Raw genomic sequence first — 23687 nt, forward strand, 5'->3', positions numbered from 1 at the left:
CCAAATGACTATTGAACCAAAAAACCTCAACTGGCTATTTCTAATTTAAGTTTTTTCCCTTTAATTTTTTCTCCATTCAGCGCTTTCAATAGTTTTTCTACCTTGCTCCTTTTAACGGCTACATAACTCGTGGTATCTTTAACTTCTATCAATCCCAGATCTTCTTTGGATAAATTGCCTTTTTGCAAAAATAATCCAACAATATCAATTTTGTTGATTTTATCTTTCTTGCCGTGGGCCAAATACAAGGTTATCCAATCGCTAACCTCGGGCAATTTATACTGAGCTGATAAAACTTCCTCTTCAATATCATCAGGTAGATATTGATAATTTTCTTCGTTGGTTAAAATAACATAAGCTGTTCCTTTGGCATGCATACGTGCGGTACGACCATTTCGGTGGATGTAGGCATCCTGTGCATAAGGCAACTGGTAATGTACAATGTGTTCTACTTCAGGGATATCAAGGCCACGGGCAGCAAGATCTGTCGTAATCAAAATCCTATGGCTCCCATTTCTAAATTTCAGCAAAGCTTTTTCCCGGTCAAACTGTTCCATTCCGCCATGGAAGACATCATGCCCTAAACCGTTTTCGAAAAGCAGATCACTGATCCGATCGACGGTTTCTCTGTGGTTACAGAAAACCAATGTGTTTTTATCGCCTATCTTACTTAGCAGCCTGAAAAGGTAATCTAATTTATCAGCTGCCGGTGCTGTTATTTTTTTAAACTTTAAATCTGGCCTGGCTTCGATATTCTTTGAAAAATCAATTTCTACCGGAGCATTGATTTTCACAAATGCCGGAATCTCTTCCATTTTGGTTGCCGAAGTTAGTATGCGTTGTTTTAATGAAAGCAGCGAACCGATAATGTAAGACATATCGCTTTCGAAACCAAACTCGAGCGATTTATCAAACTCATCCAAAATTAATGTCTGGATAAAAGATTCATCAAAATTCTGGTTATCCAGGTGATAAGCTATCCTGCCCGGTGTACCGATTAAAACGGCAGGCGGGTGTGCGAGGTTATTTTTTTCTACCCGGACAGCATGGCCACCATAACAGCAGTTTACCTTAAATGCAGTGCCCATTTGTTTAAAAACCTGTTCAATCTGCAGGGCAAGTTCTCTAGATGGCACCAAAATCAGCGCCTGAACGCCCCTTACCCCAGTTTTGAGGCTGGAAAGTAAAGGCAATAAAAAGGCTAATGTTTTTCCCGAACCTGTTGGTGCAATCAATACAATATCTTTACCGGTTGTAGCCGCTTGTAAAGAAGCTTCCTGCATCTGGTTCAGTGCAGCAATATTTAATTTTCTTAACGCATGTTCTATCATTCAGCCATAAAGGTAATCATTTCCCCCTAGGCAAAAACCGGTTATTTGCTCAGGATCTGAAAAACCTGTTCTTTAGTTTACGTAGCCTCGAAAAATTTAAGGTTTTATCCAATAACATCAGCATGTTTCCGCGTTTGGACATAGATGATAGCACTTTTTCATTTATGGTATCAACTGAGGATAAAATTCTATCTGCCAGCTCATCCGAAAATTTATTGGCCCTGCTATTTTGTAATAACTGGAGCTCTAGAATCAGTTCTGCTCTCATAGTTAAGTTTTTTATGAATATACAAATAGTAACGGGCCGAATAATAATTTGTTTCAATAAATTATACACTGATCCGGAACATTATCATTAACTTGTTGATAACTAATGTTTTGTTAGCAAATAAACAATTTACACTTAACACATATTTAATTTTTAGCGCTTATTTTTATAAAAACCTGATAACCATTTGTACCAAAGGGATTTCCTTTGGAGTTAACCTCAAAAAACACAATGTATGACGTGGAAAAAATTTAATGGTGAAATTATTAAAACTTCGATCTTAGAAGAAGTAGAAAAAGCAATTATCAGAGAAAGCGAAAATGGCTATAAGCTTAAAGTTTGTATCGGCACCGATTCGCAGGTAAAAGGAGCCATAACCGATTTTGCAACGGTAATTGTGTTGTTAAGAGAACATCATGGCGGCTTTATGTATATCCACCAGGAGAAAAGCACACAACAGGTAAGCATTAAGGAAAGGATGCTGATGGAAGTACAAAAATCTATCGAAACAGCTTATTCTATCTGCGATTTACTTGACATTTATGATGTGGCACTGGAAGTACATGCCGATATCAACACCAGTCCTTCATTTAAATCGAACAAAGCACTTAATGATGCGATGGGTTATATTTTAAGTATGGGTTTTATCTTTAAAGCTAAACCTGAAGCATTTGCCAGTTCCACCTGTGCTGATAAAATGGTACATTAAGTAAGTCGGAAAGCTTGAGGTCAGAAGTCCGAAGTCGGGTACCGTCATTTCGAGCGCAGCCGAGAAATCTATAGATCACGTTGGCGATCAATATCGCTAATAGATGCCTCACCGTCTGTACGGGCAGGCATTCTGCTGCACTTTAGTCGGGATGACGAAATTCGTTGCGCTCTAACTCTGCGATCTCTTCGCCTCCATTCTGCAAACTTTGCGGTTAAACTCCAACAAAACCGCATCTTTGTTGTTTTAGTTTAAAACAAACACTTGAAAACTTACAGATTAGAATTTAAGCAGAAACTTCCAATAGATTTAGATGCTGCATGGGATTTTTTCTCTTCGCCCTTAAACCTGGCAGAGATTACCCCAAAAGATATGGCTTTTGATGTTACCTCGCCTAATATGGCCAACACCAAAATGTATCCGGGTTTAATTATTACTTATAAGGTTTCTCCTTTATTCGGAATTAAATTGAACTGGGTAACTGAAATTACACATGTTAAGGATAAAGAATATTTTATAGATGAACAACGTTTCGGCCCCTTTGCTTTCTGGCACCATCAACATCATTTCGAAAAAATAGATGGAGGCATTTTAATGCAAGATATTTTGCACTATAGCATAGGCTGGAGCCCGATTGGCAGCATCGCAAATGCGGTAATCGTAAACAATAAAATCAATAAGATTTTTAAGTTCCGCTATCAGAAAGTTGAAGAAATTTTTGGTAAGCTTTAGCTTAAGGACATTACCATTTTTTGGTAGAAATGGTTTCGGTTCTCTTTTTGGCTTTCTCTACCCTATCGGTTGCTAAGTATTTTTTAAAATCCTCTTCAAACTTTTCAATTTTAGTGTAGGTACTATTTACAATATCTTTCCATGCTCCGGCTTCAAGTTTACCTGGTGTACGTTCTAATGGCACACCTATTTTGGTGGTTGCTACGAAGTTTCCATAACGATCACGCTGATAGGGTATAAATAATAGATCAGTAAACCAAAAACGGTATTTCCCTTTACGAACTTCAAATACAAAATTATAGCTCACTTCGCCACTCGGATGACCAACCACTAAAATGGTTTTATCAATGATCATAGTCCCTTTGGCCAAAATAGAGGTATCGGTAATGCTTTCTGCCTTCATCGATTTTTTATAGGCCACCTTAACAAAAGATTTAGCCCTTTGCAGCAGTGTATCTTTATTCAGGAATTGAGAATCTACCACTTTATAGTAGATAAATTTACCGTTATCATCTTTAGCAAACTGTTTTTGCTGTGCAGAAAGATCAATTGAAAAAGCGACTAAAAAAAATAGAATAATGTATTTCATCAGAATGGATTAATGTACTAACCGGATATTTAAAGGTACAAAAAAGCCGTCCGGATTTTATACCAGGACGGCTAAATATTAACAAATTTTATTCTTTAAAATGCGTAAACCGCAGCTAGAGAAAACTGACCTGCGTTTGGCGCAGCTGCCCCGCTTTTGTTAAAAAACGGTTTATCTCCGCTATGGTCTAATCTAACTTCCGGAATAAAAGTTAAACCGCCAGATTTAATGTTTGCAGTTAAAGTTACGGCAGTATATTTTACGCCTTGAACCGGACCTACGTTTTTATACTTAAAGTACTCGCCTCTTAAACCTAATGTTACACCATCTGCAACCGCATACTGAGGGTAAAGAGCAGCACCTGCATAACCACCTCCATCATTATCGATGTCGTAATTTGCAGCATTTAAACCTAGTTTAAATTCTTTTGTAATCTGATACGAGGTTGTTAAATCTTCGATAGTACCATAACCACCAGCGCCAGCGCCTGACAATACGTTAAGATAAGCGGTCCAGCCTTCAACTGGTGCTACCATTAACTGCCCGCCCACTGCAGACACACCGCGTGTTGCACTATAAAGGTTCCAATCGTTAAATACACCTGCCATTAAACTCACTTTATCAGAGAATTTATAGGTTGCTTTGATACCTGCGTTCTGAAACGGACCATTGGTAAATAAGTACGAAGTAGAATAGTTGAAGTTACCAGCAGGCGAAATTACCTCGTAACCTATAAATGTACCCATATAACCAGCAGTCATCGAAAACTGATCGGTAAAATCATAATTCACATATAAGTTTTGGATGTGGAAAGATGAGCCACCGGCAGCAGCATCCGGGATGGATTGAGATTGTCCTCTCGGACCAAAAGACAGTTCTCCTACAAATGAAGCTTTGCCTGTTTTTTTCTTCAAAGCAATATCAATCATACCCAACGATACCGAGTTATGGTCGCTGGCAAAGGAGGTTGTGATATTGTTTCCTTTTTTGGCAAAATCATATTTGAAATAAGTATCAACCGAGCCTGAAATTTCAAGTGGTGATGAGGTGGTCTCTTGTGCCAGGGCACACGTAGTGCTGGCCATTGCGAAAATAGCGGTTAAAAGTTTCTTCATGTTTGAGCTTGAATTGAGTTTAGATATTATATAAAATCCTTAAATTGGTTCTGTTATTGGACTGTTTTTTTCGATATAGATGGCTTTCTCTTCTACCAATAAGGTTCCCTGAGTGTATTTTTCGTCGTGTTGAGATGCATCTAATCCTAATTCTTCTTCTTCTTCTGAAACCCTGATTGGATTGATCAAGTTTACCAGTTTGAAAATAATGAACGATACCACAAAGCTAAAAACGATTACGATTAAAGCACCTTTTAACTGGGTGATAAAGAATTCTGCATTGCCATAGAACAATCCATCGGCGCCAGCTGCATTAACTGTTTTTGTAGCGAATACGCCTGTTAATAACATACCAACGATACCGCCTACACCGTGACAAGGGAAAACATCTAAAGTATCATCTAAGCTGGTTTTTTGTTTCCAAGAAACTACCAGGTTAGAAATAACCGCAGCAATGGCGCCGATAAATATACTTGATGGAATGCTTACGAAACCGGCAGCTGGTGTAATGGCTACCAAACCCACTACAGCACCGATACAGAAACCCAATACCGAAGGTTTTTTACCCCTGGCCACATCGAAAAACATCCATGATAAACCAGCAGCACCAGCAGCTGTATTGGTGGTTAAGAATGCCGAAACGGCTAAACTGCCAGCACTTAGTGCAGAACCTGCATTGAAACCGAACCAACCGAACCAGAGTAAACCTGTACCGATTAATACATATGGAATATTAGCTGGCGGAACTTCTTTATGTTCCAAGTGCGATTTTCTACGTTTTAAAACCAACGCTCCTGCCAAAGCTGCCATACCTGCCGAAATATGTACTACCGTACCTCCTGCAAAATCCAACACGCCCATTTTGAAAAGGAAGCCTTGTGGATGCCAGGTCCAGTGTGCTAAAGGCGAATACACAAAGATTGCGAATAAAACAATAAATAAAATGTAAGATGTGAAACGGATACGTTCTGCAACGGCACCCACCACTAAACCTGGGGTAATGATGGCGAACATTAACTGGAACACTGCAAATAAAGAAAGCGGAATAGTTAGATCCGATCCTCCCTGCAAGTGAGGTGCTCCAGAGTTTACTCCTTTAAAGAACAAAAACGTTGATGGATTTCCGATAAATCCGCCAATAGTATCACCAAAAGCTAAACTAAAACCTACAACTGTCCATAAAACAGTGATTACTCCAGCAGCTACCACACTTTTGATCATGGTAGACAACACGTTTTTACGGTGAACCATACCACCATAAAAGAATGCAAGGCCTGGTGTCATTAAAAATACCAGTGCGGCAGCAATTAAAATAAAGGCAACATCCGGGCCGCTGTACTTTCCTTCATCAAAATTTGGAAGAAGAGGAATAAATAGAGCGAAAATTGCGACAGCCATCAATATAACGAAAGGCGCAAACTGCTTAAAGGAGAATTTACTCATAGTTTTTAGATTTATTTGTTAGAATTGTTTAAATAGTGTGATTTTTGGTTATTTATTTTTTATAAAAATACGACATATTGTAATTTTTACACCATTAAATTGAAATATTTTAACAAAAAACAGTTATTTTTATAAAACATAACAAAAATTAACCTAAAAAATAAAAATAATAAAAAAAATAGCGGTTTTTAATACGTCTTTTTAATAAAAATAAAACACATAATTTTGAGCATTTTAAAAGATTTTACACAAAATACATCAAGAATAAGCTAAAAAAACTTGTTAAAAACAGAAAAACCAGTGAAAATTCACTGGTTTTTCAAAAAATTATATAAAATTCTAATTTTTCAATAAAAATATTCAGAACCCTGAACAACACCTCTTTTTTCGATTTCTTTATCCATATAGGTCTGAATTGCCGATTTATTAAGCCCCCAATTAGGCGCAATTAATAAATCCCAGTCCGAAATACCAAAAAGTCGTTGTATTACAATATCCGGGCGCAACAATGGGATCAGTTCGCAGAGCAGATCGGTATATTCTTCTAAAGAGAACAGTTTAAACGGTTCTTTCTTGTATTTCGCCCCCATTATTGATCCTTCTACCACATGAAGGTGGTGGAATTTTACAAATTTAATCTGCGGAAAGCGGTTAATCTCATGAATGTAGGCCCGCATTTGCTCCCTCGTTTCCCAGGGAAAGCCAAAAATAGTATGCACACAAAGATCGAGCTTGCTATCTTTTAAAAGTTCAACCGCAGCAACAAACTCCGCATGACTACAGCCCCTGTTGATCTGATTGAGCGTTTCATCGTAAATTGATTCCATCCCCATTTCAAGATCCACATCAAAACGATCGGTATAACTTTCCAACAGCGCAACCTTTTCTGCATCAATACAATCAGGCCGGGTACCCACAGCAAAACCCACAATATCTTCGGTGTTGACAGATAAGGCCTCATCGTACATCATCTTTAAATAGTGCGCAGGTGCATATGTATTGGTGTTGGGCTGAAAATATACGATATACTTATCGGCTTTGTAAGAGGTTTTTGCCCTTAACATGCCTTCTTCGAGCTGATCTTTGATGTTAGGGTTTTTCCGTGAAGGCTCTGGCGTAAAAGAATCGACATTGCAATAAGTGCAACCACCATACCCCTTGCTGCCATCACGGTTGGGGCAGGTAAAACCGCCATCAACAATTACTTTAAATACACGTTGTCCTTTATATTTTTCGCGCAGATACGTGCCGTAATTTTTATATCCTTTTATACCTGAATCTACCTGTGTTCCCATTGTTTGCAAAAATACGGTTTTTGAACGAGACGTGGAGTTCGATTTGAGATATTAGACAGGAGATGTGAAATTGAGTGTACAATTAGGTATTAAGGGGAAACAAGTATATAGTATATTTCGCTTTTTTGAAAATGATTATACTTTGAGGTAGTTTATTATTTCTTTTCAAAGCGTTCCTGAAATTCCTTTTTCGGCATAATATAAGTGAGGTATATATATACATTATATCTATACCATTCTGGGGTGGTATCAATGTTAAAATCGTGCCCGGCCGGATCCTTGTCTGTAGCACGACGCTCAGTGAGAGGCTTACCATCTCCGCGCACGCTAAATACCATTAATGGTTTATCTTTTGTTCCGTAAGCTGGGTTACCGAGATCTTGTTTGTTAACCTTTACCAGAACCCGATTATCGTCAATTGCACCAAAAAAATGGTTATAAAGATCAAACATTGTAATCTGGAAATATTTATGAGTATTTTGATCGTAAACAACCCTATATCTCATAGTAGTCCTGTTACTCCCATCTCTCCCCATATTTTTTGCTTGCATTTTTATGGTTTTACTTTTCGACAACACTAATTCTTTAACAGAATGCGCTTTTGGAATATTTATTTTTATTTCCGAAAAATTCTTCAAATAGGAAGAAATATATTTTTCGGAATCATTTTTATTGATAAAAAAATAATTATATCCAATTAATATCAAGGGTAGAATGATTACAGCTCCAATGATATAACCCAAAAAACCGCCTATATTTTTAAACCAGCTCATTACCCATTTATGGCTATTATATTAATACCTTGTGCAGATGAATTATTTTCTTTCGTTAAGAAATCCAATTGATCAAACACATTTTTAAAATTATCATTTTCCATTCCATTAACCCATTGTTCTATTCCAAAATTTACTGCTGCTCCCAATATCCCTACTCCGAGGCCTTTTCCGAACGTTTTCAGATCAGGTTTTAAATTCAGGCCTCTCCATCCACTGACCGCCCAAGGCATGCGGTAAGATCTGCTGGCAATATCCTGTGCCAACCTTACATTTGCAGCACGGGCTGCAGTTTCTGCGGCTTCATTCGTCAAGCCCCGGGCAGCCAATTCTGCTGCTTCGGTTTCTAAAGCCGCCGCCTGGCTTCCCAATTGAGAAACTTGTGTATTTAAGGCCTGATTAGTTGGGATCATCTGTTCCTTAACAATTTTAGTACCCGTTTCTGCAGCCCCGATTCCCGCTCCTACAGGCTGATTAATTGCCTCTTGACCAAGCTGGTTTTGCAGATCGCCACCAAAAGTAGGGGGCGGCACGCTTACGCCCTGCAATTGTTTGTATTGGTTATCCAATCCTTCGCTTTCATTTTTATTGTAAAAATATACCCCCAAGCCTGTTCCGGCTATAGCTGCTGCAGGGCTACCTAAGAAAGTAACGCCAGAAATAAACCCCTCTGCAAACTGTGAAAGCATATGTGTTGCCACCTCTGCATTATTGTTGTTGGCATAAATTTCTGCATATTGCTGTGCTTTTACCGGGTCGGCAACAATTGAGACTACCCCACCCTTACTGCATGGCAGTATGGAAGATTGAAGCAGCGCATTTTTGCCATCGATCGTTACTTTGGCATGAAACAGTTTCCAATCTGTAGATTGAATTACGTCACAATCATTACGGGCAATTACCTCTCCTGCAATCCCTGCTCCAACACCTGCAACAGCAACCGTAGCAGCAACAGCTACAATTACAACTGCAGCTGTACCGGCTGTAGCAACGATAGCCGCTCCTATAATAATTCCGGCAGCGATACCTAAAAGCATTGTCCCTAACCCACCCCAAAATTTTTGAGCATTTTTACAAACAAAGGTATCACTCGTTTTCCTGTCGTAAACATTCAAAAGTGCTTTGTTTTCACTTTTATGAAACGTTGTGCTATTATGGATATGCACCAGTTTTAGCGGACTGGAAACGGTCATACTGGTACAAACTATGCAGGTTCCTGCGGGAACATAAGACTTGCTCATAAATCAACCAATTTTAAATCATAATTAACTGTTATCTGAACATTGTTCTTTACTTCTTCAACTATAACAATGTTGGCTTCGGAAATTAAGTTCTCTTCATTATTTATAGTAAAACTTTGATTATAGGCGTAGTTATACGAAGAGAAACTGAATCCAACGTATGGCTTAAATTTTTCATCATACTGCTTAACCATAAAATCCTTATCGATGGAGCGCTGATCCAGTGTGCCGGTTCTTTTAATTTTGATCAGTTCAGGAGATTCCATCACTATAAACTGACCAATATGAAGGTTAATCTTCCTATAGTCGAACAGATTTGAAATAAATTCTTTATCATACGCCATATTGCCCTCTTCCTTAACAAGATAACGGTCAAAAATTATATCAAAAAAGAGTTTGGTTTCGAAATCGCTTAAAAGCAGACTATCGTTATTAATCTGCTCCTCAGCTTTATTGATAAAAAGCTGAATATTTTGTTGTGCTTCGGCAGATTTAACAAAACTGTAGGTTTTAAGCGTTTCTTTTTTATAATCTTCCCACGCATTCATCACTGCTGTTTTATCTATTATCCGATTTAATCTTCCCGTTTCGGCATCGAAACCTAATTCAATATTACTTTTAATAATATCAAAATCGCACAATAGGGATATTGCGGTTTGAAGTTGTGGTGGCTCAAATTTGATTACATTTTCAACCAACTCAAATTGAAGACTTTTAAGATTTTTATCCAAAAAATTCTTCTGCACCACGAATTCCTGCTTTGTTGTACCATGGTTAATGATCTGGCCATTAAATTTGGTGATCATTAGCTGCTCTACCCTGTATCTGTAGCGCTTAGCCGATTTTTCTTGATGATCTGTTGCAACCTTATCTTCTTCAGACCGGGTCACACGAACCAACTTATCATTAACCTCCTCTTCTTCAAAAAATTTAAATCTGCTCATAATTAATTAATATCTACCTGGCTACCGTTAATGGTGTGTACGCCTGTTGAGGTTTGCGAAATAGTGGTTTGAGAGTTAACTGTAATGCCATTACTTGCTTTTGAATCGATGTTTTTTGTATCAATGGTTACAGCAGTAGTAGCATTTTTACCAATATTTACGGCACTGCCAGGCTTCTCACCTGCATTTGCGTTAATTACCTGGGTACCCTGAATGTTGATCACCTTGCCGATAATATCAATCGTTCCGTCTTTCTTTAATGTAATGCTGCTCTGCCCGGTCTTAATCACAATCGTTTCGGCAGACTGGGCCGTAATCAACCCCGGACCATTCTCTATTTTTACAAAATTTGCGGCATTGGTACCAAGATTTAATGCATGGTTAAGGTCATCAAAGCTTAAACTGCTCCCTTTTCTAGAAGTGAGTCCTTTGGTATTGCTGTTTTTAAATCCGCTACTATCTCCGCTTTTCCCGTGGTATACACTGCCCATTACCACCGGCCTGGCTACATTCCCTTCTTCGAAAGCGATTACCACCTGGTCGCCTTTTTCGGGAATGACATGAAAGCCCCTGTTTTTTCCTGTATCGCCGCTCCCTGCATTCGGGCTGATTACCCTTAACCATTCTGTAGGATCATTGGTCTGGCATTCCCATTTAAATTTAACCTTCACCCTGCCCTGCCCCTGTGGATCGTCATTATCAATCACATCAGCCAGCTGCATATCCGATTGTGGTTTTTGGTAATTCTTAACCATGATGCGCTCGGTAGTAGCCACTAAACCTTCGAAAGTATTGCTATATTTACCTGTTCCATCTATCTGATGATTAATATTGGTAATAAGGAATTTGCCCAGACTTTCAGTTGCAAAGGCGAGTTCTTTCCTTATGCTCATGGTAATTTCTGCAATACTGCCAATACTAAGCTGGGCGTTATCGCCACTTGCATTAATTTTTAACAACTCGCTGATATGTGCCTTTTCTTCGTTTTCTACATGGCTTTTAATATCGTTGCCATTGTCGACCCTGATTAAGGATGGCTGATTAAATGTTTTACTGTACATGGTGTTCGATGCCCTGATGGCATATGCCAGGTCGGGATTTCCATCAGCTTGGCCTGTGCTTTCACTTTGCAGCATTTCATCCTGTTTAGGATTATAGGCAAATCGTTTGTATTTGATGGGCGAAACTTCCATGGCGTATTGCAGGTTAAACACATCGCGGCCATAAAAAAGCGATACTTCTTTTTGTTTATCGGGTTTACCAAAATTGAGCTGTTTTCCATCATAGTAAAACCACTCGTGATATTCACCCGATAAGCGATTCAGAAATTCAAAATCGCTTTCACGATATTGGATAAGATAATCGATTGCCGCTTTTCTTGAGGCATTGCTTACAATGGTAAGATCATTAGCCGGCGTATCTTTAGTGGCCAGTTTAACAATGGTATCAAGATCCTTATCAAGATAAGATCCCAAATCCGGTCCGCGGTCTATTAATATTGTAGGGCTATAGCCACTTACCACAAGTACGCCGTGATAGCCATGGCTTTGCGAGAGTTCTACTTTTGTGACCAGGCCAGAAAAATGCTGCAGATTTTCTGGCGAATGGCCAAAAGAAGCGGTTAAGGTTTTGCCCACGAAATCGCGGCTATCGTCTAAGCTGATTAAACCCGGAGCGCCCAGCTGATCATGGTTAAAATGCAGCTCGAAATAATGGTGCTGATTAAAAGCCTGTAGCAGATTAAAAGATGCAAAATGGGCTATTGCCGAATCTTCAATACTGATTTCTACAATAAGTTTGTTTTCCATAGTGTAGTGTATTCATTTACTTTATCTGTAGTGTTATTGGCTACATTGTTTTATAAATCACAATTTTATAAAGTCCGGGGTAGAAATGTACTTCGAATTGCGTTCCTGCTGTATTTCTTTTAGGTGAAACCTCTATAGCTTTTTTAGTGTAGGGATGTACCTCTATAGTATTGCCTTTTTTCAGGTACCCATTTCCAATCATGGTATCGATATCATTTGGGCGTACATGAATACAACCGTGCGATTCTGCCAGCTGGAAAACCCTGCCCGCTGCTGTTGCTGCTTCATCTGGCGGCGTGGTATGGATAAAATCGCCCATGATATATTCCTTTCCGTTCATTTTCCGATCATTATTCAGATCTTTGAAATACTTGACCGAAATATGTCCGAAATCATTGAATAGCCATTTTGTTGGTATAGGTGAGTTGGGGTAAAGATCGCGCTGGTATTTAAGTACAGCATCAGTAACGCCTTTCTGATCGTTTTTGTATTTGCCCCACTGTGCATTTACATCCGTTAATTTTTTCCAGCTCCCAAGCAGCTTCACCATCACGATGTTGCCGCTTATTTTTACTTCGGTTCCCCAGGCAATGCCCGACCACATGGCGTAACGGCCATAGCTAACGTGTTTTTCGATACTTTTGATTACGAACCTACCGGTTGTTGTAGAGGTTTGCGAATGACCATCGCTCCCCATTTTAACATTTGAAGGCCCACCGTGAGCATCATATTCTTTAATTTTTACGAGCGTATTCATTGTTGTTATCTATATTTTAAAACTTCAACCATAGTCACATGGGCCTGATCGAGTTTTTCGTTATTGTTAAAAGTCAATTTTAGCGAGGTATGGGCATCTATATTTATTTCAACGGGAAGTGGCTGTTCTGTGGTGCAGATTAACGGTTTTTCTTTCTTAATTTCTCCAAAATGGCGGGTAAAATCTCCTATACGTAAAGATTCGGTAATCGATTTTGGAACCAGCAATATCATGCCGGCACTTATAGTGGCAACATCATTATTTTTATAGGGTTGAATAACGATACTTTTATCATCCCTATGTTCTTTACCGTCATATATGGTTAGTGGTAATTTACCTGCAAATGTTTTGTTCAAAGATGTTATACCCGCTTCATTAAACCTGCTTAGCGGAAGCTTTGCCACCGAATCGGTATAAGAAAGAAACAGATCGGTAACATTTACTTTTGCTGTGGTCTTATTATTGCCTGGTTTATTTTCCTCCTTGCCATTACCATTACAACCTGCAAAACAGGCAGATACGGCATATAACAAAACAAAAAAAACATTAAAACGGAAGTACGAGCGCATAAACTGCATGTTAAAGGTTTAAAAAACAATGCCGGCATATGATGGGTGTTAAGCGGTAACACCATTTATTCCAACACATTAAATTAGTATCAGGGCAATTAACCCCGGTTTTCGTCAAATCTGATAGTTGTATTGTCAACGTGAATTTTGGAACAGACATTTCCACAGATATCACGGCTTAATGCGTAGGCATACTGAAGTACCTTGTACTTTTTGCCTGAAAAATTTAATCTAGCTTTGAAAGCCATAGTTTTAAAGTTTAAAGGTTAAAAATTTGATTAGTGTAGCCATTGCTACCAGGCTCCTTAAACCAAATATTAGGCCAATTGTAACATACCAAGCCCATTAACAAATACCAAGGGGAAATCAAAAGAAAAGGAAATGCATTCTTACCGGCTTAAAACAGGGATTTAAATCAGCAAATGGGTCATGTAAAATTGTTGAAAAGTTTTCTGCAGCATCATTTAACATGCCCAGCTTTGGCATTTTAAGTCTAAAAAATGATACGGTTTTGAATCGGTTTATGGATTAGAGTTTAGAGGATTAGATAGTAGATTCCTTTTTTTAAGCAAGGCCTGGCTTTTATGGCAGCGTTGGTGCCGCTACATACTCATACCTGCCTGCTCATTAAGCCGGGCACCTATATTGGTTAAAAAACGTGGCTACCTGCACGAAACAACCCAAATAAACCCGATGGCAGCGGGCACAAAGTAAAGCGAACAGCGGGGCTTCCGGAACCGATTGATACAGAACCCTGCTTTTCAAAATATGACCGAAACATTTGAGACTGCTAGACTTGAGGCTTAAAATGCCCCCAAAAAAGCTTCGCAGATTTAACTTTACAGGTCTCAGCGAAGGCTTAAATCTGCCTACTAATTTTACTGCTCTTTTTTATTAATAAAAAAGTAGACTGGTACCCCCAGCAAAACAATTACAAGCCCCGGCCATGTATATTGTTGCTTGTAAACGAGCAACAGCGCACAAAATGCAGCGCCAATGAGTAAGTAAATTATCGGAGTAACCGGATATAACCATGTTTTATAAGGCCTATCGGCACCAGGTTTTTTTATTCTTAAATATATAACGCCGAACACGGTAATCATATAAAAGAGTACAATCACAAAGGATATCATATCCAAAAGATTTCCATACTGTCCGCTTAAACATAAAACAGAAGCCCATATCCCCTGCATCCAGAGTGATTTTTCGGGAACCCCGTTTTTATTGTTTTTAAGCGCAGCCTTAAAAAACATTCCGTCTTCTGCCATGCTCTGAAAAACCCTTGCACCGGCCAGAACGATTCCGTTAACACAACCAAAAGTAGAAATCATCACCAGCACGGCAATTATAATGGTGCCTATTCCGCTACCGAAAATCTGCTCTGAAGCCACAACAGCTACCCGATCATTTAATGCGAAGCCAATACTATCTCTGCTTAGGGTATTGAGGTATACAAAGTTGACCAATAAATAAAGGATCATTACTGCCGTGGTGCCTAAAACCATTGAACGAACTACATTTTTCTTTGGATTTTCAATTTCTCCCGAAACAAAGGTTACGTTTTCCCAGGCCACACTCGAAAATACAGAACCCACCATTGCCGCTGCTATACCGCCAACTATGGTCATTCCTGAGATGGATTCCCATCCCGATTTAAGGAAATTTCCGCTGGGATCTGTTTTCAGATTATTGAAAGCACTCCATCCAAATCCCATATTTCCAGTCCAGAAACTGTTTTTAACCAAAAGAAACCCCAATATAATCAAGCCTATTAAGGCAACAATTTTAGATCCTGTAAAAATATTCTGTAAAATTTTTCCGCCTTCAACACCTTTGGTATTAATATAGGTTAAAAGCAGGATAACGGCGATAGCTAGAATCTGAATCCAGGTAATTTTATAACTGCCACTCTGAAAAATCGGGGCAGCATCATTTAAAGCTGGTATCAGATAGGCTGTAAATTTACCAAATGCAACAGCAACGGCCGCTATAGTACCTGTTTGAATTACCGTAAACAGCCCCCAGCCATAAAGAAAACCCATCATTTTACCAAAAATCTCCTTGAGGTAGGTGTATTGCCCGCCCGCCTTAGGAAACATAGCAGAAAGCTCTCCGTAAGAAATTGCAGCTGCAACGGTCATTACACCGGTTATTACCCATACCACAATCAACCAGTAACCAGAGCCTAAATTTCTCATGATATCGGCACTTACAATAAAGATACCGCTTCCAATCATCGAGCCCATTACCAACATTGTGGCATCAAAAAGGCTTAATTTTCTCTTGGAAGATCTTTCTTCTTTTTCAATTTTCATTTTTAGTTCTGGTTTAGTTTGTGGCTAATTTATTTAAAAAAAAGAAATTAGGAGCGCTTTGCCTGTATTATTTTAATTGAGCAAAATTTTATTGGTCAGGGTGACGAAAATTTTAATCACAAGAAGAATATTTGTTATCTTGCTAGATATAAGTACGGAGTTTGAAGCGGGATGCTTCACATAGATTAAACAAATTACCCGATTTAACAGTTAACGAATAACAACTAACCAAATATAAATCAATTATTAACTATGAATTTTTTACAAAACAATTTAATTTACTGTATCCCAGCGCTGGGCCTTGTCGGGATAATAGTTATGATGATTAAAAGCGCCTGGATAAACAAGCAAGATGCGGGTGATAAAAACATGCAGGAACTTGCCGGCTACATTGCAGACGGTGCCATGGCCTTTTTAAAAGCGGAATGGAGGGTATTGAGCATTTTTGCTGTTTTTACGGCTGCGCTTCTGGCCTATTCGGGAACTGTTACCGAAATTAAAGGTGTTCCGATGCACTCGAGCTGGATTATCTCTATTTCTTTCATTATTGGAGCGGTATTTTCTGCAACTGCGGGGTATATCGGCATGAAATCGGCCACAAAAGCCAATGTAAGAACCACACAAGCAGCCAGAACCAGCTTAAAACAAGCATTAAAAGTATCATTTACCGGCGGTTCGGTAATGGGCCTGGGTGTTGCCGGATTAGCCGTTTTGGGTTTAGGAGGTTTATTTATTGTATTTCTTAAGCATTTCAACGTGGTTTTGGTTAACAGTGTTGAAATGAAAACCGCAATAGAAGTTTTAACCGGATTTTCTTTAGGTGCCGAATCTATTGCCTTATTTGCCCGTGTTGGCGGCGGTATTTATACCAAAGCTGCTGATGTTGGTGCCGATTTGGTGGGTAAGGTAGAAGCCGGAATTCCTGAAGATGACGTACGTAACCCGGCAACCATTGCCGATAACGTAGGCGATAACGTGGGTGACGTTGCTGGTATGGGGGCCGATTTATTTGGCTCGTACGTGGCCACTATCCTGGCCACGATGGTTTTAGGACAGGAAATTAATGTGAAAGATAATTTTGGAGGAATGTCTCCTATTCTTCTGCCCATGGTAATCTGCGGACTGGGTATTATATTTTCGATTGTTGGTACCTGGTTTGTAACCATTAAAGATGAAAAATCGAATGTTCAAAATGCACTGAACCTGGGTAACTGGTCGTCTATCGTCATTACGGCCGTGGCTTCATTCTTTATCGTGAAATGGATGCTTCCTGAAACCCTTAACCTCCGTGGATATGAATTCTCGAGCATCAATGTATTTTATGCCATTATAGTTGGTTTAGTAGTCGGTACCATTATGAGTATTATAACCGAGTATTTTACTGCAATGGGTAAAGGGCCTGTAAATTCAATCATTCAACAATCTTCAACAGGTCATGCCACCAATATTATTGCAGGTTTATCAGTAGGCATGAAATCTACCGTAATCCCGATTTTGGTTCTGGCGGGTGGGATTATGGCTTCATACCATTTCGCTGGTTTGTATGGTGTAGCCATTGCCGCTGCCGGAATGATGGCTACCACAGCGATGCAACTGGCTATTGACGCTTTCGGACCGATTGCCGATAATGCCGGAGGTATTGCCGAAATGAGCCAATTACCTCCGGAGGTACGCGAGCGTACCGACAATTTAGATGCTGTGGGTAATACTACTGCAGCAACAGGCAAAGGTTTTGCCATTGCCTCAGCTGCTTTAACTTCTTTGGCTTTATTTGCGGCATTTGTTGGTATTGCCGGCATTACTGCTATTGATATTTATAAAGCACCCGTTTTAGCAGGTTTGTTTGTCGGCGGAATGATCCCCTTTATCTTTTCTGCTTTATGTATCCAGGCGGTTGGTAAAGCTGCAATGGATATGGTTCAGGAAGTACGTCGCCAGTTCAGGGAAATTGCTGGCATTATGGAGTATAAAGCTAAACCCGAATACGAAAAGTGCGTGGCCATTTCTACCAAAGCCTCTATCCGCGAAATGATGATGCCGGGAGCTATTGCCCTAATTACGCCGGTAATTGTGGGCTTTACCTTTGGACCGGAAGTTTTGGGCGGTTTATTGGCCGGTGTAACGGTTACCGGTGTATTAATGGGGATTTTCCAGAGTAATGCCGGCGGTGCCTGGGATAATGCTAAGAAATCTTTTGAACAGGGCGTAATGATTAATGGAGAAATGTATTATAAAAAATCAGAACCACACAAGGCTTCTGTTACCGGAGATACCGTTGGAGATCCTTTTAAAGACACTTCAGGCCCTTCGATGAACATTTTGATCAAATTAATGTCGATTGTTTCGCTTGTTATTGCCCCTTACATCGCAGTTAAGGCAATTGCGGGCGAACATAAGCAAGAAGTTCGGAAAGAAATCAGAATTGAGCAAAAAACAGATAGTTTGGGTAACATAAAAACCGACACTTTAATCAATTCGATCGATACTTTGAGCCACTAGTTGTAAAGTAGCTGATATAATAACGTGTAAAAGGGATTTTTAACCAAAATCCCTTTTACATTGTGGTAATTTTTATTTAGGTTTGGGCCTGAAATTTATATTAACAAATAAATCAAACCATTAACTAACTTTTATGAGTTTATTTCTTAAGAAATCAATTACTCAACTTTTGGCAGATTCGTCAGAGTCTGAGAAAAGCTTAAAACGCACCCTTTCAGCTGGTTCGTTAGTGGCGTTGGGTATTGGAGCAATTATTGGCGCTGGCCTTTTTGTCCGTACCGCAAATGCTGCTGCCCAAAGCGCTGGCCCTTCGGTTACTTTTGGGTTTATCCTGGCTGCTATCGGTTGTGCGCTTGCGGGCCTTTGCTACGCTGAGCTGTCATCATCTATTCCTATTTCCGGTAGTGCTTATACCTACACTTATGCCACCATGGGCGAGTTTATGGCCTGGATCATTGGCTGGGATCTCGTTTTGGAATATGCCGTGGGTGCCGCTACAGTTGGAATTGCCTGGAGTGAGTATCTTAACAAATTGCTTACCGAAGTATTGCACATGAGCCCCATACCCTACGAATGGTGCCACTCACCTTTCCAGAGTGAAGGTGGTGTGCATGGTATCATGAACCTGCCTGCCTTATTAATTATCTTTTTATTAAGTCTTTTATTGATCAAAGGTACACAGGAATCGGCCTTCGTAAACGGACTGATTGTAATTACCAAAGTAGCTATTGTATTGTTGATCATTGCCTTTGGTTGGTCATTCATCAATCCAGTTAACCATACACCATACATTCCTGAAGCGACAAAATATGTTGATAAAGAAGGATTAACCCATAATTTCGGTGGTTTTTGGGGTATTGTGGGCGCTGCCGGTACGGTATTCTTTGCTTTTATCGGCTTTGATGCCGTGAGTACTGCTGCTCAGGAAACCAAAAATCCTAAAACAGCAATGCCTATCGGCATCTTGGGTTCGTTAGCCGTATGTACCGTTTTATATATTCTGTTTGCCCATGTTTTAACAGGTATGGCACCGGTAGAATTCTTCAGGACAAAAGGTGGCGAAGCATCAGTTGTGGCTGCGATTATCGACTATATGCCAGGATATGGCTGGCTGGCAAAATTGGTGACGGTGGCGATTTTGGCAGGATTTTCATCAGTAATCCTGGTGATGTTGTTAGGTCAAAGCCGCGTTTTCTACTCTATGAGTAAAGATGGTTTATTACCAAGGATTTTCAGCGATCTTCACCCTAAATTTAAAACACCTTACAAGGCAAATATGATTATTTTCGTAATCTGTGCATTGTTTGCTGCTTTTGTTCCGGGTGATGTTGTGGGCGATATGACTTCTATAGGTACCTTATTTGCCTTTATTTTGGTTTGCGCGGCAGTAATTGTACTTAGAAAAACAGATCCTAATTTGCACCGCGAATTTAAAACACCTTTTGTGCCATTATTGCCTATACTTGGTATAATTGCCTGCGGCTTAATGATATTGGGCTTACACTGGACCAACTGGCTAAGGTTGTTCGGATGGTTGGCCATTGGTTTTGTAATTTATTTTGGTTACAGCCGCAAACACTCTGTTTTAGGTAATACCGGTAAAACAGTAGATCCGGTTGATCCTCCAAAACCAGAATTGTAAACAATTATAAAATTTTTTCAAGCCTCAACGCAAGTTGGGGCTTTTTTTATGTTAAATAATTGTTAATAAAAGTACCTTTGCAAAAAATTGATAAAATGTACCGCAATTCTGCCAAAATTAAAAGCGTTCACTGCTCTTTAACCTTTGTTTTACTTTTCATTTCTATTTCAGGATATGCACAAAGGACAATTAACGATGTAATGGATTCGACCACAGTAAACCATCTGCTGATTATATCGAAGAAATATGGTTCATTGTCTTTTAGCGGATATTTACAGCCCCAGTTCCAACTTGCAGAATCGAAAGGCACACAGGCCGAGTTTCAGGGTGGAAATTTTGGCGACTTTACCAACAACCGGTTTAGATTGAGAAGAGGCCGTTTAAGAGCCGATTACATGATGTTAACAGAAGATGGATCTCCATCTACCTATTTTGTGCTCCAGTTTGATGGTACTGAACAAGGGGTTGCAATACGCGATTTCTGGGGCCGTTATTATGAAAACAAATGGAAAATATTGGCTGTAACACTTGGTCTCTCAGGCCGTCCGTTTGGCAATGAACTCCAACTTTCCTCATCGGTTAGAGAAGCGCCTGAGCGTGGCAGGATGTCGCAGATTTTAATGAAAACTGAACGCGACCTGGGGGTAACTTTTACTTTAAATCCGCGCTGGAAAGATGCTAAACTCAAAAATTTTGTATTCGATTTTGGTGTTTATAATGGCCAGGGTTTAGCGGGTAATGGAGAGTTCGATAACAGTAAAGACTACATTTTCAGGTTAAGCCATAAAACTTATGCTTTTAAAAATTTTACGATTGCCGGCGGCATAAGCACGCTTCAGGGAGGTTTAGACCATCGTTTACCAGTGAGTTACAAAATGGAGCAGGTTAATGATGTATGGAAAATGGTTAAAGATTCTTCTGCTGCCACCGTAAACAAAGTTGCCCCGAGAAGATATTATGGTGCCGATATACAGTTAGCCTCCAAAACAAAAAGCTGGAAATCGGAACTAAGGGCTGAGGTAATATCGGGTCTGCAAACAGGTACATCGACCAACTCTACAACACCAGGCTCCTACCCCGTAGATAATAAGGCAATAGCTTTACCTTTCTATACCAGGACTTTTAATGGTGCGTACTTTACTTTCGTACAAACATTAAACAGTACCGATAATCAACTCATTTTGAAATATGATTGGTATGACCCTAATGCTAAAGTTAAAGGAATGGACATTTCGGCCGATAAAGGACTTTCAGCAGCCGACGTTCGTTTTGATACTTTTGGTTTTGGCTTTTTACATCACTTTAATCCGCATTTTAAAGCTGTACTTTATTACGATATCATCAAAAATGAATCGACCCAGATTTCGGGTTATACAGCCGACAGAAAAGATAATGTGCTTACTTTACGCACCCAATTCTATTTCTAATAAAAAGTTGAACCATTTTAGAATTTCATACAATTTCCGCTACCTTTACCTAAAATTGTCCTGCTATGAAATTCGATTTTATGAAGTTCAACTTAAGCCAGATCCTATCTACTACGATGGTTCTCTTTGCAATTATCGACATTTTGGGAGCCATCCCGGTCGTAATTGAACTGCGCAGAAAGGCTGGCCATATCGAATCGGAAAAAGCATCCCTCGTGGCTGCAGGTTTAATGATCCTCTTTTTATTTGTAGGCGAATCGCTGTTAAAAGTAATTGGGTTAGATGTAGAATCGTTCGCTATTGCCGGCTCTTTTGTGATTTTTTTCATCGCCATGGAAATGGTTTTAGGGCTCACCATCTTCAAAGAAGAGGCCCCCGAAACGGTTTCGATCGTTCCATTGGCATTTCCATTGATTGCAGGTGCCGGCACCATGACCACCCTCCTTTCGCTAAAAACGGAATACCATACCCAGAATATTTTAGTGGGTATTATACTCAATATATTGTTTGTTTACTTCGTACTGAAAAACACCAACAGACTGGAAAAACTTTTCGGAAAATCAGGGTTAAACATTTTGCGTAAAGCTTTTGGCGTAATTTTACTGGCCATTGCCATTAAATTATTCAGGAATAACACAGGGCTATAAAACGGTAAATGTGAGAGGGATGATGTAAAATTAGTACGCGCTCCATTAGATTTCTCTACTGCGGCTTAAAAGCCGACAATAATATAAATGACAATCTACACACGAAACTGTAACAATATTTAGTTATATTTATCTTAACATAAAGCTCACATCATGAAAAGCTTTGAAGAATATACCTTAATTATTGGAGCCATCGCGGTACTCATAGAAGCAGTGAAATACCTTAAAAAGAATTTCAGGTCCTGGTTTGAGCATACTTAACCAGTATTGAATCGATTTCTATTTTTTAAATAGATTCGTCATTTCCAACTTGGAAATCTTAAAGTATTAGGATTCCCGCCTGCGCGGGAATGACGGCCTGGGAAAATATTCACTGATCTTAAAATCCTCTAGTCCTGACTAATCCTGGCTTTTCTTGATCAATCTTGCCACAAACATCGTATCGGCATTATTTTTATATCCCTTTATCAGCTCCATCTTTTCCACTTCTAAGGGCAGTGTATCAATAATATGCCGAACAACATCTTCATTTTCCTGCGAAAAGGCAGAACAGGTAATATAAACCAATGGTTTACCAGGCTTAAGGTATCTCACTATATTCTGCACAATACCTTTTTGAATGGCTACAAACTGGTTGATCTTACGTTCTTCGAAAAAAGTAAGCATTTCCGGTGTTCTTCCCCAGGTACCTGAACCAGTACAGGGTGCATCCAAAATAATTCCATCAAACGCATAATGGTGCAAAATCTGATCGTTATTTTGCAAAAGATCCATTTCTTTTTTATGGTATTTCTTAATGCCTGCCAACCGGAAACGTTCATCAAGGTTTAACAGTACACTTTCGCGCAGATCAGAAACCAAAAGCTCTATAACAGGCTCTAAACTATGCAAAAGCAGGGTTTTCCCGCCCGATGCTGCACAACAATCCCACCATTTATCCCATTTACTGGGTTTAAAATATTCGCCGGTTTGCTGTGATGATAAGTCCTGAACCTCATAACTGCCTTCTTTTAAAATGGTTTCGAGTTTGGTACCATTAGGTAGTGCCAACGCAGTATCAGAAATTGCCTTAACCGCAACGTTTTCGTCCTCCAGTTTTGCGATGATGGCTTTGGCATCAGCAGCTGCAACCCTGATGAAAAGATCGGGCTGCTTAAAAAACGAAGCAAAAAATGCCTCTTTATCGATACCGGAAGAAAGCTCGGTATGAAGAGTATATACCGCTTTGAGATCAAAATCAGGGTGTTTGGCTTTAACGAGGCTTAATTTTTCTTCTAAAGGCAAAGCGATGCTTTCTATCCAGTCTGGCAGGTTTTTCTCTACCACCTGGCTCAAAGTTGTATGGCATAAAAAGTCTGCTATACTTAAGCGTTCTTCGGCCGGCAAGGCAGGTAAAGCTTTCCCTAACCTAAAAAAACTATATATATGGCGTGTAGCCCATCTTCTATCAGAAGAGCCCATTTGCTTGTGCTGCTTAAAATAAGCGGGCAAGAAGCGGTGAAGGGGCAAACTTCCATCATAACTGCTTAAAATCTGTTCAAAGGCTCTTAACTGGTGGTCTGCTCTCATGCGATAATTAAAAC

20 protein-coding genes are annotated in these 23687 nt (G+C 39.5%); 6 read left to right on the forward strand and 14 right to left on the reverse strand.

The genetic code is table 11. The features are described from left to right. Nucleotides 1–26: 26 nt before the first annotated feature. Together ACFSR6_RS15685 and ACFSR6_RS15690 are read right to left on the reverse strand one after the other, a co-directional pair. Nucleotides 27–1331 carry a DEAD/DEAH box helicase gene (locus ACFSR6_RS15685; RefSeq protein WP_379080506.1) on the reverse strand — a complete coding sequence of 435 codons (1305 nt, stop codon included), beginning with the start codon at nt 1329–1331 and terminating at the stop codon, nt 27–29. A gap of 49 nt (nt 1332–1380) precedes the next feature. Then, complete coding sequence (locus ACFSR6_RS15690) at nt 1381–1599, reverse strand: hypothetical protein (protein WP_379080508.1); 219 nt, start codon at nt 1597–1599, stop codon at nt 1381–1383. Nucleotides 1600–1834: 235 nt separating this feature from the next. Between ACFSR6_RS15690 and ACFSR6_RS15695 the strand changes: the two genes are divergently transcribed. Together ACFSR6_RS15695 and ACFSR6_RS15700 are read left to right on the forward strand one after the other, a co-directional pair. Further along, entirely contained in the window at nt 1835–2308 is a 474-nt protein-coding gene (locus ACFSR6_RS15695) for a ribonuclease H-like YkuK family protein (RefSeq protein WP_183768681.1), read from the forward strand. A gap of 264 nt (nt 2309–2572) precedes the next feature. Next, a complete protein-coding gene (locus ACFSR6_RS15700) occupies nt 2573–3040 on the forward strand; it encodes an SRPBCC family protein (RefSeq protein WP_379080510.1) in 468 nt (155 codons plus the stop codon). Nucleotides 3041–3050: 10 nt separating this feature from the next. Here ACFSR6_RS15700 and ACFSR6_RS15705 read toward each other — a convergent pair whose 3' ends face one another. The 11 genes from ACFSR6_RS15705 to ACFSR6_RS15755 form a co-directional block, all read right to left on the reverse strand. After that, on the reverse strand, nt 3051–3629 hold the full coding sequence (locus ACFSR6_RS15705; protein WP_379080512.1) for a DUF4468 domain-containing protein: 579 nt from the start codon (nt 3627–3629) through the stop codon (nt 3051–3053). A 95-nt stretch (nt 3630–3724) separates the two neighbouring features. Continuing rightward, complete coding sequence (locus tag ACFSR6_RS15710; RefSeq protein WP_379080514.1) at nt 3725–4744, reverse strand: porin; 1020 nt, start codon at nt 4742–4744, stop codon at nt 3725–3727. A 39-nt stretch (nt 4745–4783) separates the two neighbouring features. Then, nucleotides 4784–6187: an ammonium transporter gene (locus ACFSR6_RS15715; RefSeq protein ID WP_379080516.1), complete on the reverse strand. Its 1404-nt coding sequence runs from the start codon at nt 6185–6187 to the stop codon at nt 4784–4786. 347 nt (nt 6188–6534) lie between these two features. Beyond that, nucleotides 6535–7482, reverse strand: a complete 948-nt coding sequence (locus ACFSR6_RS15720; protein WP_379080517.1) for a TIGR01212 family radical SAM protein — start codon at nt 7480–7482, stop codon at nt 6535–6537. A 155-nt stretch (nt 7483–7637) separates the two neighbouring features. Continuing rightward, nucleotides 7638–8255, reverse strand: a complete 618-nt coding sequence (locus ACFSR6_RS15725; RefSeq protein WP_379080519.1) for a hypothetical protein — start codon at nt 8253–8255, stop codon at nt 7638–7640. Beyond that, nucleotides 8255–9496, reverse strand: a complete 1242-nt coding sequence (locus ACFSR6_RS15730; protein WP_379080521.1) for a PAAR-like protein — start codon at nt 9494–9496, stop codon at nt 8255–8257. Before ACFSR6_RS15730 ends, ACFSR6_RS15725 begins: the two co-directional genes overlap by 1 nt. Then, the gene (locus tag ACFSR6_RS15735) at nt 9493–10440 is read right to left on the reverse strand and encodes a hypothetical protein (protein ID WP_379080523.1); all 948 of its coding nucleotides are present in this window, start codon (nt 10438–10440) and stop codon (nt 9493–9495) included. The genes ACFSR6_RS15730 and ACFSR6_RS15735 overlap by 4 nt, the downstream gene beginning before the upstream one ends. Nucleotides 10441–10442: 2 nt before the next feature. Further along, on the reverse strand, nt 10443–12248 hold the full coding sequence (locus tag ACFSR6_RS15740) for a type VI secretion system Vgr family protein (protein WP_379080525.1): 1806 nt from the start codon (nt 12246–12248) through the stop codon (nt 10443–10445). 40 nt (nt 12249–12288) lie between these two features. Next, on the reverse strand, nt 12289–13005 hold the full coding sequence (locus ACFSR6_RS15745) for a hypothetical protein (protein ID WP_379080527.1): 717 nt from the start codon (nt 13003–13005) through the stop codon (nt 12289–12291). A 5-nt stretch (nt 13006–13010) separates the two neighbouring features. Continuing rightward, complete coding sequence (locus ACFSR6_RS15750) at nt 13011–13583, reverse strand: hypothetical protein (protein ID WP_379080529.1); 573 nt, start codon at nt 13581–13583, stop codon at nt 13011–13013. A gap of 869 nt (nt 13584–14452) precedes the next feature. Further along, nucleotides 14453–15889 (reverse strand): APC family permease, encoded by a 1437-nt coding sequence (locus tag ACFSR6_RS15755; protein WP_379080530.1) that lies wholly within the window; start codon nt 15887–15889, stop codon nt 14453–14455. Nucleotides 15890–16141: 252 nt separating this feature from the next. Here ACFSR6_RS15755 and ACFSR6_RS15760 point away from each other — a divergent pair, with 252 nt between their 5' ends. The 4 genes from ACFSR6_RS15760 (at nt 16142) to ACFSR6_RS15775 (ending at nt 22104) form a co-directional block, all read left to right on the forward strand. Beyond that, on the forward strand, nt 16142–18388 hold the full coding sequence (locus ACFSR6_RS15760; RefSeq protein ID WP_379080532.1) for a sodium-translocating pyrophosphatase: 2247 nt from the start codon (nt 16142–16144) through the stop codon (nt 18386–18388). A gap of 133 nt (nt 18389–18521) precedes the next feature. Further along, nucleotides 18522–20030 carry an amino acid permease gene (locus tag ACFSR6_RS15765; RefSeq protein WP_183768653.1) on the forward strand — a complete coding sequence of 503 codons (1509 nt, stop codon included), beginning with the start codon at nt 18522–18524 and terminating at the stop codon, nt 20028–20030. A gap of 95 nt (nt 20031–20125) precedes the next feature. Beyond that, on the forward strand, nt 20126–21457 hold the full coding sequence (locus ACFSR6_RS15770) for a porin (RefSeq protein ID WP_379080534.1): 1332 nt from the start codon (nt 20126–20128) through the stop codon (nt 21455–21457). An 80-nt stretch (nt 21458–21537) separates the two neighbouring features. Then, entirely contained in the window at nt 21538–22104 is a 567-nt protein-coding gene (locus tag ACFSR6_RS15775; protein ID WP_379080722.1) for a MarC family protein, read from the forward strand. A gap of 399 nt (nt 22105–22503) precedes the next feature. Here the strand turns inward: ACFSR6_RS15775 and ACFSR6_RS15780 are convergent, their stop codons facing one another. Next, the gene (locus ACFSR6_RS15780; protein WP_379080536.1) at nt 22504–23673 is read right to left on the reverse strand and encodes an RsmB/NOP family class I SAM-dependent RNA methyltransferase; all 1170 of its coding nucleotides are present in this window, start codon (nt 23671–23673) and stop codon (nt 22504–22506) included. Between the last annotated feature and the right edge of the window lie 14 nt (nt 23674–23687).

It is taken from the genome of Pedobacter vanadiisoli, assembly GCF_042684385.1.
In the GTDB taxonomy this organism is placed as follows: domain Bacteria; phylum Bacteroidota; class Bacteroidia; order Sphingobacteriales; family Sphingobacteriaceae; genus Pedobacter; species Pedobacter vanadiisoli.

Coding starts and splice junctions, on each gene's coding strand:
- ACFSR6_RS15685 (WP_379080506.1), bottom strand. CDS start 1,331: ATGATAGAACATGCGTTAAGAAAATTAAATATTGCTGCACTGAACCAG.
- ACFSR6_RS15690 (WP_379080508.1), bottom strand. CDS start 1,599: ATGAGAGCAGAACTGATTCTAGAGCTCCAGTTATTACAAAATAGCAGG.
- ACFSR6_RS15695 (WP_183768681.1), top strand. CDS start 1,835: ATGACGTGGAAAAAATTTAATGGTGAAATTATTAAAACTTCGATCTTA.
- ACFSR6_RS15705 (WP_379080512.1), bottom strand. CDS start 3,629: ATGAAATACATTATTCTATTTTTTTTAGTCGCTTTTTCAATTGATCTT.
- ACFSR6_RS15710 (WP_379080514.1), bottom strand. CDS start 4,744: ATGAAGAAACTTTTAACCGCTATTTTCGCAATGGCCAGCACTACGTGT.
- ACFSR6_RS15715 (WP_379080516.1), bottom strand. CDS start 6,187: ATGAGTAAATTCTCCTTTAAGCAGTTTGCGCCTTTCGTTATATTGATG.
- ACFSR6_RS15720 (WP_379080517.1), bottom strand. CDS start 7,482: ATGGGAACACAGGTAGATTCAGGTATAAAAGGATATAAAAATTACGGC.
- ACFSR6_RS15725 (WP_379080519.1), bottom strand. CDS start 8,255: ATGAGCTGGTTTAAAAATATAGGCGGTTTTTTGGGTTATATCATTGGA.
- ACFSR6_RS15730 (WP_379080521.1), bottom strand. CDS start 9,496: ATGAGCAAGTCTTATGTTCCCGCAGGAACCTGCATAGTTTGTACCAGT.
- ACFSR6_RS15735 (WP_379080523.1), bottom strand. CDS start 10,440: ATGAGCAGATTTAAATTTTTTGAAGAAGAGGAGGTTAATGATAAGTTG.
- ACFSR6_RS15740 (WP_379080525.1), bottom strand. CDS start 12,248: ATGGAAAACAAACTTATTGTAGAAATCAGTATTGAAGATTCGGCAATA.
- ACFSR6_RS15745 (WP_379080527.1), bottom strand. CDS start 13,005: ATGAATACGCTCGTAAAAATTAAAGAATATGATGCTCACGGTGGGCCT.
- ACFSR6_RS15750 (WP_379080529.1), bottom strand. CDS start 13,583: ATGCAGTTTATGCGCTCGTACTTCCGTTTTAATGTTTTTTTTGTTTTG.
- ACFSR6_RS15755 (WP_379080530.1), bottom strand. CDS start 15,889: ATGAAAATTGAAAAAGAAGAAAGATCTTCCAAGAGAAAATTAAGCCTT.
- ACFSR6_RS15760 (WP_379080532.1), top strand. CDS start 16,142: ATGAATTTTTTACAAAACAATTTAATTTACTGTATCCCAGCGCTGGGC.
- ACFSR6_RS15765 (WP_183768653.1), top strand. CDS start 18,522: ATGAGTTTATTTCTTAAGAAATCAATTACTCAACTTTTGGCAGATTCG.
- ACFSR6_RS15770 (WP_379080534.1), top strand. CDS start 20,126: ATGTACCGCAATTCTGCCAAAATTAAAAGCGTTCACTGCTCTTTAACC.
- ACFSR6_RS15775 (WP_379080722.1), top strand. CDS start 21,538: ATGAAGTTCAACTTAAGCCAGATCCTATCTACTACGATGGTTCTCTTT.
- ACFSR6_RS15780 (WP_379080536.1), bottom strand. CDS start 23,673: ATGAGAGCAGACCACCAGTTAAGAGCCTTTGAACAGATTTTAAGCAGT.